Source organism: Lentzea sp. NPDC051208, from assembly GCF_040682435.1.
Lineage (GTDB): Bacteria > Actinomycetota > Actinomycetes > Mycobacteriales > Pseudonocardiaceae > Lentzea > Lentzea kristufekii.
Genome location: NZ_JBFBAW010000006.1, coordinates 344,510 through 359,575 on the forward strand (window position 1 = coordinate 344,510; position 15,066 = coordinate 359,575).

Consider the following 15,066-nt stretch of genomic DNA (forward strand, 5'->3'; position numbering starts at 1 on the left):
GATTTCCCCCTAGTTCGCGGCGAGAGTGAGGTAGACGTCGTCCAGAGTTGGCTCCTTGAGGCCGATTTCGTGCGCCTCCAAGCCGTTGTCGTCCAACGCGCGCACGACTGTCGCAAGGTCGCGTGACGCGCTGACGGGGGTCGTGAGCGTGAGGCCTTCCGCGACGGGGTGGAGCCCGACGGAGTTGATGGCCTTCAGCGCGACGTCCACTTCGGACACCGAGTCGAGCGTGACGGTGACCGTGCGCTGGCCGACCTGGGCCTTCAGCTCGGCCGAGGTGCCGGACGCGACGACCTTCCCGTGCGACAGCACGGTGATCGAGTCGGCCAGGCGGTCGGCCTCGTCCAGGTACTGGGTCGTGAGCAGCACGGTCGTGCCGCCGGCGACGAGCTTCTCCACGATCTCCCACATCGCGAGGCGGCTGGCCGGGTCGAGGCCGGTGGTCGGCTCGTCCAGGAACAGCACGTCGGGGTTGCCGACCAGCGACGCGGCCAGGTCGAGACGGCGGCGCATGCCACCGGAGTAGGTCTTGGCGTTGCGCTTGGCGGCGTCGGTGAGGTCGAACTGCTCCAGCAGGTCGTCCGCGCGCGAATGGGCCTGCTTGCGGCCGGCGCCGAGCAGGCGGGCGATCAGGACGAGGTTGTCGTGGCCGCTGAGCTGCTCGTCGACGGCGGCGAACTGGCCGGTCAGGCCGATGCGGCTGCGGACCTCGTGACTCTGCTTCACGACGTCGAACCCCGCGACCCTCGCGGTGCCGCTGGACGGGGGCAGCATCGTGGTGAGGAGGTTGACCAGCGTGGTCTTGCCGGCGCCGTTGTGGCCGAGGAGGCCGAGGACGGAGCCCTTCTTCGCGGTGACGCTCACGCCGTCGAGCGCGTTCACGTCGCCGAACCTCTTGCTCACCTCATGGGCTTCGATCATGAGCTCAGACATCTGTTCCCCCTGATTTGAGTGCTCCGTGCAGGAACAGCTCCACGATGGCGGCGGGTTCGGCGGCGATCTGGCCGAAGCCCGAGCCCATGCGGTTCGTGAAGACGGCGCCGAGCAGCATCCGTCCGGCGAGGTCGGGGCTGACGCGCAGTTCCGCGTCGCCGAACAGGCCGGCGATGGCGTCGGACAGCTGCTGCATGCCGATCGGCGGTCCCTTGTGCTTCTTGTGGTCCTCGTCGCGCGGCTGGTAGCCGGACTCGCGCAGCGCGCCGATGACCCCCCACATGCGGTCGAGGTAGCCGCTGAACGCCGCTACTCCTGCGGTGAGCCGCTCTTCGAGTGGCACGTCCGCCGGGATCGCTTCGAGCCGTGCGACCTCTTCGTCGGAGTGCAACGCGCGTTGGATGCACGCGTCGAGCAGCTCCGCCTTGTCCTTGAAGACGCGGAACACCGTGCCTTCCGCGATTCCGGCCGCGGCGGCGATCTGGCTGGTGGTGACGTTCGCGCCGGTCTTCACGACGAGCGGCAGCGTGGCCTGGACGATCGCTTCGCGGCGATCTTCGGGGCTCATCGCGGGGGCGCGGCGGCGGCGTGGTTCCTCTGACACGTCCGCCACTGTATGAGTGAGTACTCACTCATGTCAATGAGTGGGCGCTCACTCACTCGTCTTGCTCCAGTGGCGCACTAGCACGTGGCCCCGACAATTCCGTGGTTCGAGGCCGTTCAAGATCTCGACCTGTCCACACCCCGCGAGTTGTCCACAGATCCGCCGCAGCCCCACCCCGGCCGCCCGCCTCCGGAGCAACCTGGACCAGAACCCCGCGACCTGGAGGCAAGCCCGATGTCCTGGAATTCCACCGTGATCACCGTTGTTGGCACCGTCGTCAGCGACATCACGTACAAGCACGGCGAGGACGGCAAGACGAACGCGTTCTTCCGCGTCAACTCGACCGAGCGCCGGTACAACACGGCGAACGGCGACTGGGAGGACGGCGAGTCGTTGTGGCTCGGCGTGTCGTGCTGGCGCAAGCTCGCCGATAGCGTGAAGACCACGCTGTCCAAGGGCGACCCCGTGATCGTCCAGGGCAAGCTGCGGATCCGTCATTACGAGAAGGACGACGTGAAGCGGCAGGCGTTCGGTCTCGACGCGTCGCACGTCGGGCTGGACTTGGGCCGGGTGCAGTCACTGGGCTCCGCCCCGCTCGTTGAACCGCGGGCCGCCGAAGATCTCACCGAGGAACCCGTTCCGTTCTGAGCCGTTCGGGGCAACCCGGTCCCGGACTTCGGGAACACGCCCGAACCGGCGGCATCACCGGAGAAGAATGCACGTACCGAGATCCACGAAGAAGGAGGGAAGCTCGTAGATCGGGGCTGCCGAGGACCGATCGCCGAGAGTCGTTCACGTTCGAACGGAACGGGCTGGTCACCGAGTCGCGTGACGCTCGATCCAGGCGTGAGCGCCTGCTTGTCGGCGACCGAGGTCAGGAGCCTCTGGGCACCGCTCTACGATCGCCGCCATGGCCGAGTTCATCTACACCATGAAAAAGGTGCGCAAGGCGCACGGTGACAAGGTCATCCTCGATGACGTCACGATCATGTTCTACCCCGGCGCGAAGATCGGTGTGGTCGGTCCCAACGGCGCCGGCAAGTCGAGCGTGCTCAAGATCATGGCGGGGCTGGACACACCTGGCAACGGTGAGGCCTACCTGGCCCCCGGCTACACGGTGGGCATCCTGCAGCAGGAGCCGCCGCTCAACGAGGAGAAGACCGTCCTCGGCAACGTCCAGGAGGGCCTGGGCGAGATCAAGGTGAAGCTGGACCGCTTCAACGAGATCGCCGAGCTGATGGCGACCGACTACTCCGACGAGCTGATGGAGGAGATGGGCAAGCTCCAGGAGGAGCTCGACCACGCCAACGCGTGGGACATCGACTCGCAGCTCGACCAGGCGATGGACGCCCTGCGCTGCCCGCCGCCCGACGCCGACGTCACCAAGCTCTCCGGTGGTGAGCGCCGCCGTGTCGCGCTGTGCAAGCTGCTGCTGAGCAAGCCCGACCTGCTGCTGCTCGACGAGCCCACCAACCACCTGGACGCGGAGAGCGTCCTGTGGCTGGAGCAGCACCTCGCGCAGTACACCGGCGCCGTGCTCGCCGTGACCCACGACAGGTACTTCCTGGACAACCTGGCCGAGTGGATCCTCGAGATCGACCGGGGCAAGACCCATCCCTACGAGGGCAACTACTCCACGTACCTGGAGAAGAAGGCCGAGCGTCTCGCGATCTCGGGCAAGAAGGACCAGAAGCTGCAGAAGCGCCTCAAGGACGAGCTGGAGTGGGTGCGCTCCGGCGCCAAGGCCCGCCAGGCCAAGTCAAAGGCGCGTCTGGACCGCTACGAGGAGATGGCGGCCGAGGCGGAGAAGACCCGCAAGCTCGACTTCGAGGAGATCCAGATCCCGCCGGGCCCGCGTCTGGGCAACGTCGTGGTCGAGGTCGACAAGCTCAAGAAGGGCTTCGGCGACAGGGTCCTGATCGACGGTCTGTCGTTCACCCTGCCGCGCAACGGCATCGTGGGCGTCATCGGTCCGAACGGCGTCGGCAAGACGACGCTGTTCAAGACGATCGTCGGTCTCGAGCAGCCGGACGCCGGCTCGGTCAAGGTCGGTGAGACGGTCCTGCTGTCCTACGTCGACCAGAACCGCGGCGGCATCGACCCGAAGAAGAACGTGTGGGAGGTCGTGTCCGGCGGACTCGACTACATCCACGTCGGCAACGTCGAGATGCCGTCTCGCGCGTACGTCAGCGCGTTCGGCTTCAAGGGCCCGGACCAGCAGAAGCCCGCGGGCGTGCTGTCCGGTGGTGAGCGCAACCGCCTCAACCTCGCGCTCACGCTCAAGCTTGGTGGCAACCTGATCCTGCTGGACGAGCCGACCAACGACCTGGACGTCGAGACCCTCGGCTCGCTGGAGAACGCTCTCGAGCAGTTCCCCGGCTGTGCCGTGGTCATCTCCCACGACCGGTGGTTCCTCGACCGCGTCGCCACGCACATCCTCGCGTGGGAGGGCACGGACGAGGACCCGTCGAAGTGGTACTGGTTCGAGGGCAACTTCGAGGGCTACGAGAAGAACAAGCTCGAGCGCCTGGGTGCGGACGCCGCCCGGCCGCACCGTGTCACGTACCGCAAGTTGACACGGGACTGAGAGGGCAACGGCGACGTCGTGGCGGCGAGGGGCGAGACGCAGGCGAACGTCGAGGTGAGCACGCTGGTCGTGCCCGCCTGGATGCTGCGTTGGCGCGCACCCGAGCTCGCTCTGGTGCTGGGCGAGCGCGCGGTAGCGCTCGCCTCCACCCGCCGCGACGAAGCCGACCGCCTGCGTGCGGAGTCGCTGGTGGTCTTCGCGGGCAACCGCATGGGCCGCGGCGTTCGCGTCGCCGACAGGGCGATCGACGCCCTGAAGGCGGCCGAGGCCGCCGGTGAGTACGAGACCGCGTGGCTGCTGAGGGTCGAACTCGCGGCGTGCGCGCGGTCCGTGGGAGCCCCGCTGACGGGGTTCGCCGCGATCACGCCGGTGCTCGAAGCGCCGGACGTGCCCGCGGAACTGCGGGCGTCCGCGCTGGTGCAGGCCAGCGAATGCCTCGTCACGGTCGGCCGCGGCGACGAGCCCACGCGGGCCCTCGCCGAGGCGGACCAGCTCTACGTCGCCGACACCACGCTCGACGACGACACACGTCTGCTGCTGCGCGGCCTGATCCGCGCGGTGCAGGCCGCACAGCACCGGCGGTGGGGCGATCTAGCCGCCGCCATCGGTGCCGCCCGGGAAGGCCTCGACCTGCTGAGCAGGTTCTCCGATCCGTGCGCGGACAGCGGCCAGGCCGCCGGCCGGCTCACGCTGGAGCTGGTGCTCTCGCTGATGGACGCGAACCGGCTGCTCGACGCGAGCGACGTCGGCGTGCCGATGCTCGACCGCCCGGTGCGGGCGCCGTCGGCGTCCGCGGTGGGGTGGTTGCGCCTGGCGCTGGCCACGCGCGTGCACCTGCCCGCCGGCAGGGTCGCGCTGGCCAGGGAGATGCTGCGCGAGGCCGCGGCGAGCGCCGAACGCCACCAGCTCGACACGTTGCTGGCTGAAAGCTTGCTCGCGCTGGCCCACGTGCACGAGGTGTCCGGTGACCTGGCCGACGCGCTGACCAACCTGCGTTCCGCCCACGCCGCCGAACGCCGCCGTGCGCGGGCGGTCTACGCGGTGCGTGCCCGGCTCGCCGCCGAGTTCTCCGGCGTCCACCGCCAGCCCGCCGACCTGCACCGGCAACTGGCGAGCGTGCTCCGTCCCGTCGAGGGCATGCAGGTGGTCACTGACGGCGTGCTGTCCGCCGCACTGAAGCAACAACTCCGGCAGTGGCGCCCGGTCCAGGTCCGCAAGGGCGACGGGCTGAAGGTCAAGCGCGTCCGGCGCGCTGCCGAAGACATGACCGTGGAAGGTTTGTCCGCGGCCAGACAACACGCCGCCGACCGGTGGCGCATGGTCCAGCCGTTCGGCGAGCCCGATGACAAGACTCCGGAAGCCGTGGAACCGCCACCCGCACCCCTGCCGTCATCCTCATCGTCTTCCTCCGACCGCACCGTCCCCGCCTCCGGCCTGATCGCGTCCGCGGGCGCGATGGTGAGCGGCCGCCGCCGCGCCGCCCGCGTGGCCGCCGGCGAGATCGACGACGACCGGCCGACCACCATCGCCGAAATTCCCATCACACCACCACTTCCGGACCCGGAGCCGCAGCAGGAGCAGCCCGCGCTCAGCGTCGAGCAGGAACGCAAGCGCAAGGTCGAGCAGCAGCTCATGGAGCTGCAGCGCGAGGCCCGCCGCCAGATCGAGGCGGAACGCCAGGCCCGCGCCGCACAACGCGCCCAGGCCGAACGCGAAGCCCGGGCAGCCGAGGAAGCCGCTCGCCAGGAAGCGGCCCGTGAAGAGGCCGCTCGCCAGGAGGCCGCCCGGCAGGAAGCGGCACGGCAGGAGGAGGCGCGCCAGGAGGCCGCCCGGCAGGAAGCGGCTCGCCAGGAAGAGGCTGCTCGGCTGGAAGCCGCCCGCCAGGAGGCCGCCCGCCAGGAACTGGCCAGGCAGGAAGCCGCGCGTCTGGAAGCCGTGCGCCAGGAGGAGGCCCGCCGCGAGGCAGCCCGCCAGGAAGCGGTCCGCCGCGACGTCGCCCGGCAGGAGGCGGCGCATCAGGAGGTCGCCCGCCAGGCCGTCGAACGCGAGGAGGCCGCCAAAGAGGCCGCCGCCCGCGAGGAAGCGGCTCGTGCGGAGGCCGCCGCGCGCGACGGGGCGTCCGGATCGCAGTCGGAGAGCGTGCTGGACATGCTCAAGGCCAAGGGCCTGCGGGCAGGCGGTCGTCGCCGCGCCCGTGACGCCGAGCCCGAGGCCAAGATCCCGTCCTGGCGCGTGGAACCCCCGTCGGGCCTGCGTCAGGACGCTTCCGCCGCGGAAGCGTCGCAGAACTACTTCGAGGACTCCGGCATCTCGGCCCGTCCCGGCTACTACGGCGATCCGGCCACCCCGGACAGCCCAGGCCGGTCGGGCCTCTCCGCGGCGTTCTCCCGTCCGCCCGCGGCCCCGGACTTCGGTCCTCACGTCGACGAACCGGCGTACCCGCTGAACACCCCGGCCGGTGGTGTTCCCGCCGTCGCGGACCCGGACGAGCGCAAGCTCCCCGACCTGGACTTCAGCGGTCTCGACTTCAGCACCTCGAAGCCGAGGCCCATGGCCTCCACCCCCGTCCCGCCCCCTCCGGCGGAAGCGCCGGACCAGGAGCCGGAACCCGAGCACGAACCGCTCCCGCCGCTGCCGGACCCGATCCCGTCCGTGCCGGTTCCGGCCGAGATCCCGCCGGCCCCGGAACGGGACCTGCTGTCGACGACGTTCCTGAGCTCGGCGGACGTGGACGACGACCCCTCGGACATCCCCACGACCCCAGTGCGCGTGCAGTCCCAGCCCCAGCCGACGTTCGGCTCCCAGACCGGCTTCGGCACGCAGACCACGTTCGGCAGCCAGTCCTTCGGCACCCAGCAGGGTTTCGGCTCCCAGCCGGAGCACAGCACCGAGCCGGGCCACGGCGCCGATCCCGCCGCGCTCGCCGAGCAGCCGGTCTCGCCCGACCCCGACGCGCCGACGGAGAAGCGTTTCCGCGCGGTCGGCGAGCCCGACCCGGCAGACGACGCCGCGCGCGGCACCTCGACGAGCGAGCCCGCCGACCGCACGGGCCGTCCCAGCAGCCGCCGCAGGCCGAGCGACCTGAGCCTCGCCGACCTGCTGGCTGAAGCACTGGTCGCCTACGAGACGGGCCGTCGCTCCGACGAGGAACTGCTCGAAGTCCCGGACCTGAGCGCCTCGGACTGGCCGGTCACGTCACCCGGACCGGACGCCACGACGGAGGGCCAGCCGGCCCGCCCCGCCGAGGCCGAGTCGCCCGCCAGCGCGGATGTGGCGTCGCGGCCCGGGGAGTCGGTCAGCGCGGCCACTGATCTCCAGACCGGGGCGGGTTTAGCGGAAGCCGCGGCCGGTCCGGGCGCCTTCTCACAGCCAGGTCAGCCTGGTGGCTCCCGGCAGGACTCGTCGGACGCGCTGTTCAGTTCGGGCCGATCGTTCGGCGCGCAGCAGGATTCGGCGGCGTCGGACGCGGTGTTCGGCTCAGGCCGGCCGTTCGCTGCTCAAGACTCGACCGCTGAGTCGTCGGATCCGGTGTTCGGTTCGGGTCAGCGTTTCGGAGCGCAGCAGGATTCGGCGGCGGACACTCCGTCGAGTTCGGAGGCGTTGTTTCGTTCGGCACTGTCCTTCGGTGCCCAGCGGGACTCGGGGGCAGCGGCTCCGCCGGATGCGGTGTTCGGTTCGGGCCAGCGCTTCGGGGTCCAGCAGCCGCCCGCGCAGCCGGTGAGCCAGGAGTCCTACTTCCCCGCGAAACCCGCACCGGAGTCCGCACAGGAGAAGACCGGGCCGATAGCTCCCGTGCCGTCGGACAACGAGACCACCGGTCCTATTCGTCCGTTCCGGGCGGACGGGCCTCCCGGCTGGACGCTGCCGGGGACGTGAGGGTGGTCAGCACCACACCTCAAGCCTTGCCCAACCCTTCCTGCCCGGCGCCGGCGAGGAGTCGCGGGAGCGGCTGCACGGAGACCAGTGGTGGGCGGGCTGGTGATGTCTTGCGGTTCGGCGGTGGTCACGATGCCGTTGGGCCCATGATCGGATGAAAGCTGTGGACCGACCGGGTGTCGGGGCCGGCGGAGTTCGCCGGTGCCCGATCGCGTCCGCGGTGCGGAAAGCCTTGTCGCCACTGATGATGTGACTCGATTCAGCCCTCGATTCAGTGGTCCGTCAGTGCACCTCCCGTTGCCGGTGACGGCCGCCACCCCATCTAGGGTGGGGTCGGACCCGGCACACAGAGGTGCCGGATAGCGTGGAGTCGCCTGAAGATGACCTCGACTGGAGCCCCGACCCGAACCGACGACGTCTCCGCGGCCACCGCCGCGGGTGATGGCAGTCCAACGGCCAGTCCTGAGCAGGTCCGTGACGAGCTGATCGAACGGGCCGCCGCCAATGCCCCCGAACTCGCTGATCTGATCCGCCTCTTCTACCGGCACGTGCCCGCCGAGGAAGTCAACGACGACGACCCGGTGGACCTGGTCGGAGCGGTGCGGTCGAACTACCAGCTCGCCGAGAGCCGTGTTCCCGGACGCGCCGCGGTGCGCATCCTGAACCCGACCCGCGCGAACGACGGGTGGCAGTGTCCCGTCACCGTGGTCCAGGTCGTCACCGACGACATGCCGTACCTCGTCGACTCGGTCGCGTCCGAGCTCACGCGGGGTGGCGTGCAGGTGCAGCGCGTCGTGCACCCGATCGTCGTCGTGCGGCGTGATCCGGTCACCGGCGAGCGCACCGAGGTGCTGCCGACCGCCGATCCGGCCGATCCGCCCGCCGACGCGCTGGCCGAGTCGTGGATGAACATCGAGGTCGACCTCATCACCGACCCCGATCGTGCCCGCGAGCTCGAGACGCGGCTGCTGTCTGTGCTGACCGACGTCCGCGAGGTCGTCGAGGACACCGACCGCATGGCCGCCACGGCGCTGCAGCTGGCCGAGCAGCTGGAGAAGGAATCGTCCGACGCGACCGAGGACGGCTCGAAGCTGCTCAGGTGGCTCGCGAACGGGCACTTCACGTTCATGGGCTACCGGCAGTACGAGCTGGTGCACGAGGACGGCGAGCCGGCGCTGCGGGCCGTGCTCGCGAGCGGTCTCGGCGTGCTGCGCCAGGACAGCCTCGCCGCGCGCAGCCTCACCGCCGGGCCGGACAACGGCGCGCAGGCGCTCAGCCCGGACCTGCTGGTGCTGACGCAGGCGAGTGCGCAGAGCAGCGTGCACCGCAGCGTCTACCCCTACTACGTCGGCGTGAAGACGTTCGACGCCGAGGGCAACGTCTCCGGGGAGCACCGCTTCCTGGGCATCTTCAGCACCACCGCGCTGCACGAGAACGTGCTCGACATCCCGGTGATCGAGCGGCGCGTGCGCGACGTGATCCACCGCGCGGGCTTCCCGCTGCAGTCGTACTCCGGCCAGCGGATGCTCGAGGTCATCCAGAACTACCCGCGCACCGAGCTGTTCTCGGTGGACGCCGAGACGCTCTACCAGGTGACGACGGGTGTCATCGCGCTCGCGGAACGCCGCCGGCTGCGGCTGTTCCTGCGCCGAGACCCGTTCGGCCGCTTCTTCTCGTGCCTGGTGTACCTGCCGCGCGACCGCTACACGACGACGAGCCGCCTCGCGATGCAGGAGGTGCTGCTCGCCGAGCTCGGCGGCCTGAACCTCGAGTACAGCGCGCGCATCGGCGAGTCCGCGCTCGCCCGCGTGCACTTCATGGTGCACACGGACCCGGCTCGCACGCTGGAGCCGGACGTCCACGCGATCCAGGCCAAGCTCGCCGAGGCCGTGCGCAGCTGGGACGACCGGATGGTCGAGGCCGTCGTGGGTGACAAGGGCGAGCTCGGCGCCGAGTCGGCCACGGAGCAGGGCCAGCGGTTCGCCACGGTCTTCCCCGAGGCCTACAAGGAGGACTTCTCCGCCGCCACGGGCCTCGAGGACTACCGACGCATCGAGGCGCTCGTCGAGGGCGATCTCGACATGGTCTTCTACGTGCCCGAGAACGCCGAGGCGGGGGAGCGGCGCTTCAAGCTCTTCGTGACCGGCGAGGGCATCACCCTGTCGGACGTGCTGCCGATGCTGCAGCGCATGGGCGTCATCGTGGTCGACGAGCGGCCGTACGAGATCGCCCGCGAGGACGGCGTGCAGTGCTGGATCTACGACTTCGGCCTGCGCATCGACAAGGCCGCGCTCGCGCAGCTGTCCGAGGCCGACCTCGACCACGTGCGCGTGCGGTTCCAGGACGCGTTCGCCGCCGTCTGGCGCGGTGAGGCCGAGGTCGACAGGTTCAACTCGCTGGTGCTGCAGGCCGGGCTCACCTGGCAGCAGGCCGCGATGCTGCGTGCGTACGCCAAGTACCTGCGGCAGGCGGGCACGCCGTACTCGCAGGACTACATCGAGGACGCCGTGCTCGGCCACACCAGCGTGGCCATCGCGCTGGTCGCGTTGTTCGAGGCCCGGTTCGACCCGCGGCTCGACGACGCCACGCGCGCCGACCGCACCGAGACGATGGTCGTCGAGACCGGCAAGCTGATCGACGACGTCACGAGCCTCGACGCGGACCGGATCCTGCGCAACCTGCTCACGCTGATCAACGCCACGCTGCGGACGAACTACTTCTTCCGCGACGCGGACGGCAACGCGCGGCCGTACCTGTCGGTCAAGCTCGACCCGCAGGCCATCCCGGAACTGCCGCAGCCGCGGCCGAAGTTCGAGATCTTCGTGTACTCGCCGCGGGTCGAGGGCGTGCACCTGCGCTTCGGCAGCGTCGCGCGCGGTGGTCTGCGCTGGTCCGACCGCCGCGAGGACTTCCGCACGGAGGTGCTCGGCCTGGTCAAGGCGCAGGCCGTGAAGAACGCCGTGATCGTGCCGGTCGGCGCGAAGGGCGGCTTCGTCGTCAAGAAGCCGATCGCCCCCACCGGCGACCCCGGCATCGACCGCGAGAACTTCATGGCCGAGGGCATCGCCTGCTACAAGATGTTCATCTCGGGCCTGCTCGACCTCACCGACAACCTGATCAACAACGAGGTCGTGCCCGCGCCGCAGGTCGTGCGCTACGACGCCGACGACACGTACCTGGTCGTGGCGGCGGACAAGGGCACGGCGACGTTCTCCGACATCGCGAACGGCGTGAGCCAGAGCTACGGCTTCTGGCTGGGCGACGCGTTCGCCTCCGGTGGCTCGATCGGCTACGACCACAAGGCCATGGGCATCACGGCCAAGGGCGCGTGGGAGAGCGTGAAGCGCTCGTTCCGCGAGCTCGGCGTGGACACGCAGACCGAGGAGTTCACCGTCGTCGGCATCGGCGACATGTCCGGTGACGTGTTCGGCAACGGCATGATGCTCTCGGAGCACATCCGGCTCGTGGCCGCGTTCGACCACCGGCACATCTTCATCGACCCGAACCCGGTCGCGGAGACGTCGTTCGCCGAGCGCGTGCGCCTGTTCAACGTGCCGCGTTCGTCGTGGGACGACTACGACCGCTCGCTGATCAGCGAGGGCGGCGGCATCTTCCCGCTCACCGCCAAGTCGATCCCGATCTCCGAGCAGGCCCGCGTCGCGCTCGGGCTCGACGAGGGCGTCGTGAAGCTGTCCCCGCCGGAGCTCAAGAAGGCGATCCTGCTCGCACCGGTCGACCTGCTGTGGAACGGCGGCATCGGCACGTACGTCAAGGCGTCGACCGAGTCGCACGGCGACGTCGGCGACAAGGCGAACGACTCGATCCGCGTCAACGGCGACGAGCTGCGCGTCAAGGTCATCGGTGAGGGCGGCAACCTGGGCCTGACCCAGCGCGGCCGCATCGAGTTCGCGCGGGCCGGCGGCAAGGTCAACACCGACGCGCTCGACAACTCCGCCGGCGTCGACTGCTCCGACCACGAGGTCAACATCAAGATCCTGCTGGACCAGCTGGTCCGGGAGGGGTCGCTGGAGCAGTTGCAGCGCAACGAGGTTCTCGCCGAGATGACCGACGAGGTCAGCGACCTCGTGCTGGCGGACAACTACTCGCAGAACAACGTCCTCGGCGTCAGCCGGGCGCACGCGGCCCCGATGTTGTCGGTGCACGCGCGCCTCACCGCAGACCTGGAAGCTCGCGGCGCGCTCAACCGCAAGCTGGAGGCGATGCCGAGCGCGGCGGAGTTCAAGGCGCTGGAGAAGAACGGCGCGGGTCTAACGTCGCCGGAGCTCGCCACGCTGCTCGCGTTCACGAAGCTCACGCTGAAGGAAGAGCTGCTGGCGAGCGACATCCCGACGATCGACACGTTCACCCGCAAGCTCCCGGACTACTTCCCGAGCCTGCTGCGTGAACGCTTCGGCGCCGCGATTCCGAACCACCCGCTGGCGCGGCAGATCATCACGACGGTCGTCGTGAACGAGGTCGTCGACGGCGGCGGCATCTCCTTCGCCTTCCGCCTGGCCGAGGAGATGAGCGCGTCGGTGACGGACGCGGTCCGCGCGTACGCCGTGGTCACCCAGGTCTTCGACCTGCCGTCGATCTGGCGCGAGATCGAGGCGCTGGACACCGTGGTGCCGACGGACGTCCAGGACAGCATGGTCCTGGAGACCCGCCGCCTGCTGGACCGGGCGTCCCGCTGGCTGCTGTCCAACCGCCCGCAGCCGCTCGCGGTGGGCTCGACGATCAACCGGTTCCGCGGCGTGGTCGAGGAGCTCAGCCCCTACGCCTTCGAACTGTTGCAGGGCAAGGAACTGGACGTCGTCGCGGGCAAGGCGGACCGGTACGTCGAACAGGGCGTCCCGGCCGAGCTGGCCCGCAAGGTGGCCGCACTGCTCTACATGTACGGCCTGCTCGACGTCACCGAGATCGCCGAACTGGCCGAACGCGAGTTCGGCCCGACCGGCGGCGCGGGCCCGGAGCGCACGCACCGGGAGACCGCCGAGCTGTACTTCGCGCTGTCCGACCACCTCGACATCGACCACATGCTGGATTCGGTGACGAGTCTGGAGCGCGGCAACCGCTGGCACGCCCTGGCGCGGCTGGCTCTCCGCGACGACTTCTACTCGTCGCTGCGGGCCATCTCCGTCGACGTGCTGAGGGCGAGCGACGAGGGCGACACGGCGACCGAGAAGATCTCCAAGTGGGAGCAGGCCAACGCTTCCCGCCTGGTCCGCGCACGTGGCGCGCTGGAGGAGATCAACCGGGTCCACCAGCTGGACCTCGCGACCCTGTCCGTCGCCGCCCGCCAGGTGCGGAGCATGGTCAGGTAGGAGCACGAACGAGAACCGGGGCGCCGCGGAATCCCCTCCGCGGCGCCCCGGCCGTTTCAGACGACCTGCTCGAGTTCCGCGCGCTGGGCGATCGCGCGACCGAGCCACTGCCGGCCGACCACGACCAGCAGCGCGACACCGATCGCCGCGATCGTGCCGACGGCGGATCCCGCCCACAGGCCCAGGACGTCCATGCCGTCCGCGGGCGAGGGGATCTCGGCGAACGTGACGTAGACGAACAACCAGGCGAGCACCACGGCTCCGGCGGCGATGGCGCCGATCGCGATGTTCGTCCACACGAGCGCACCGGACTCGAACACGGTGCCCTCGCCCGCCCTGTGCAGCATTCCTCCCAATGCCACCGCCAGCACTTGCAGACACGCCACGAAGACGATGGCGGACACCACGAACGGCACTCTCACCGACTCGTACGGCGGGAAGAGGCCGACCTCGTTCGCCGCGGTCGCCGGGATCACCGCGACCTGCGCGAACAGGCCGCCGAGAACCGCGAAGGCGAGCAGGGCCTGCAGGAAGAACACCACGGCACGAGACATGAATCGAGTATCGAGAGCTGCCTATCGATTTTCAATCGTCTGGTGTGGAGGTCCTGTGAAGGCCGGTCAACGGTAGGGTCCCTGCATGGGTGTCTTCGTCACGGGTGTGCGGCCTCGATGGTCGGACATGGATGCGTTCGGCCACGTCAACCACGCGAACACGGTGACGTTGCTGGAAGAAGCCCGCATCGAACTGCTGTTCACCGAGGCCGCCCGCCACGGGGTCAAGGAACTGGCCGAGGGCATGGTCGTGGCGAAGCTCGTGGTCGAGTACCTCGCGCCGATCGTGTTCACCGGCGAAAGCGTCGTGGTGGAGATGTCGGTGCGGGAGCTGAAGTCCGCTTCGCTGACGCTTGACTACGTGGTGCGCGGCAGCCGTGACGAGAACAGCCCGGTGGTGGTCAGGGCGGAGACGCTCATGGCGCCCTACAACGTGACGACAGCGCGACCGCGCAGGCTCACCGAAGCCGAGCGCGACTTTCTCGCCGGGTGGCGGGCAGGGGGAAATGGTGCCTGAGCTGGTGTTGGCCGATGCGGCCGAGAGAGACGACCTCGGGGCGTTCGCCGCGCGGGCCGTGCGGCTCGACGCGCAGTCCGTCGTGAGGCTGCGCAACCGCGACGAGGAGCTGCTCGACGCGTGGGTGGCCACGCCGTTCGACACGCTCGCGACGCGAACCGTTGCGGGACAGGCGACTCCGGCGGACGTCACGGTGTCCGGATCGGAGCTGCTGACGGGTCTCGCGGTGATGCGCGACGAGCGCATCGATCCGGGCCCCGCCAAGGACCTGATGTGGCGCTCGGCCCTGCCGCCCGCCGAGGGCTGGCTGATGGTCGACCGGCTGCCGGTCGAGGTCGTCGCCGAACTGGCCGACGAAGGTGTCGAGGTGGCGCGGGAGAACACCGGGCCGCAGGGCACGCCGCCGGCCTCGTTGCTGGACCAGACGGTGATCACCGTCAGCGGGTCCGGACTGGACGTCAAGATCCCGCTGCGGGTCCTGTTCGCGTTGTCGGGCATGGGTTTCCTCGGCGAGGACGGCGACGTGCGGGTGACCGCGACCGACTCGTGGGTGCGGATCGACGCCCGGTACGGCGCGGTCGTCCGGCGCCGTCACTCCATGCTGCCGCTGCTCGTCTGACTCTCCAGAACGCGAAACAGCGCCCCGGGCCACGGCCTGGGGCGCTGTTTCG

The 15,066-nt window shown here is 69.8% G+C and carries 9 protein-coding genes; 6 read left to right on the forward strand and 3 right to left on the reverse strand.

The annotated features are described in order from the left end of the window. Window positions 1–9: 9 nt before the first annotated feature. Together AB0M48_RS17205 and AB0M48_RS17210 are read right to left on the reverse strand one after the other, a co-directional pair. The gene (locus AB0M48_RS17205; protein WP_363842351.1) at window positions 10–933 is read right to left on the reverse strand and encodes an ATP-binding cassette domain-containing protein; all 924 of its coding nucleotides are present in this window, start codon (window positions 931–933) and stop codon (window positions 10–12) included. After that, window positions 926–1,537, reverse strand: a complete 612-nt coding sequence (locus AB0M48_RS17210; protein ID WP_363842354.1) for a TetR/AcrR family transcriptional regulator — start codon at window positions 1,535–1,537, stop codon at window positions 926–928. Before AB0M48_RS17210 ends, AB0M48_RS17205 begins: the two co-directional genes overlap by 8 nt. Window positions 1,538–1,789: 252 nt before the next feature. Here AB0M48_RS17210 and AB0M48_RS17215 point away from each other — a divergent pair, with 252 nt between their 5' ends. The 4 genes from AB0M48_RS17215 (at window position 1,790) to AB0M48_RS17230 (ending at window position 13,324) form a co-directional block, all read left to right on the forward strand. Next, window positions 1,790–2,185, forward strand: a complete 396-nt coding sequence (locus AB0M48_RS17215; protein WP_363842357.1) for a single-stranded DNA-binding protein — start codon at window positions 1,790–1,792, stop codon at window positions 2,183–2,185. Between the two features lie 262 nt (window positions 2,186–2,447). Next, the gene (gene ettA, locus AB0M48_RS17220) at window positions 2,448–4,124 is read left to right on the forward strand and encodes an energy-dependent translational throttle protein EttA (RefSeq protein WP_363842360.1); all 1,677 of its coding nucleotides are present in this window, start codon (window positions 2,448–2,450) and stop codon (window positions 4,122–4,124) included. A gap of 18 nt (window positions 4,125–4,142) precedes the next feature. Continuing rightward, window positions 4,143–8,000 (forward strand): hypothetical protein, encoded by a 3,858-nt coding sequence (locus AB0M48_RS17225; protein WP_363842363.1) that lies wholly within the window; start codon window positions 4,143–4,145, stop codon window positions 7,998–8,000. Between the two features lie 380 nt (window positions 8,001–8,380). After that, window positions 8,381–13,324, forward strand: a complete 4,944-nt coding sequence (locus AB0M48_RS17230; protein WP_363842366.1) for an NAD-glutamate dehydrogenase — start codon at window positions 8,381–8,383, stop codon at window positions 13,322–13,324. Between the two features lie 56 nt (window positions 13,325–13,380). Here the strand turns inward: AB0M48_RS17230 and AB0M48_RS17235 are convergent, their stop codons facing one another. Continuing rightward, the gene (locus AB0M48_RS17235) at window positions 13,381–13,878 is read right to left on the reverse strand and encodes a DUF2975 domain-containing protein (RefSeq protein ID WP_363842369.1); all 498 of its coding nucleotides are present in this window, start codon (window positions 13,876–13,878) and stop codon (window positions 13,381–13,383) included. An 85-nt stretch (window positions 13,879–13,963) separates the two neighbouring features. Between AB0M48_RS17235 and AB0M48_RS17240 the strand changes: the two genes are divergently transcribed. Together AB0M48_RS17240 and AB0M48_RS17245 are read left to right on the forward strand one after the other, a co-directional pair. Further along, the gene (locus tag AB0M48_RS17240) at window positions 13,964–14,395 is read left to right on the forward strand and encodes a thioesterase family protein (RefSeq protein ID WP_363842372.1); all 432 of its coding nucleotides are present in this window, start codon (window positions 13,964–13,966) and stop codon (window positions 14,393–14,395) included. Further along, window positions 14,388–15,014 carry a hypothetical protein gene (locus AB0M48_RS17245; protein WP_363842375.1) on the forward strand — a complete coding sequence of 209 codons (627 nt, stop codon included), beginning with the start codon at window positions 14,388–14,390 and terminating at the stop codon, window positions 15,012–15,014. Before AB0M48_RS17240 ends, AB0M48_RS17245 begins: the two co-directional genes overlap by 8 nt. The last annotated feature ends 52 nt before the right edge of the window (window positions 15,015–15,066 follow it).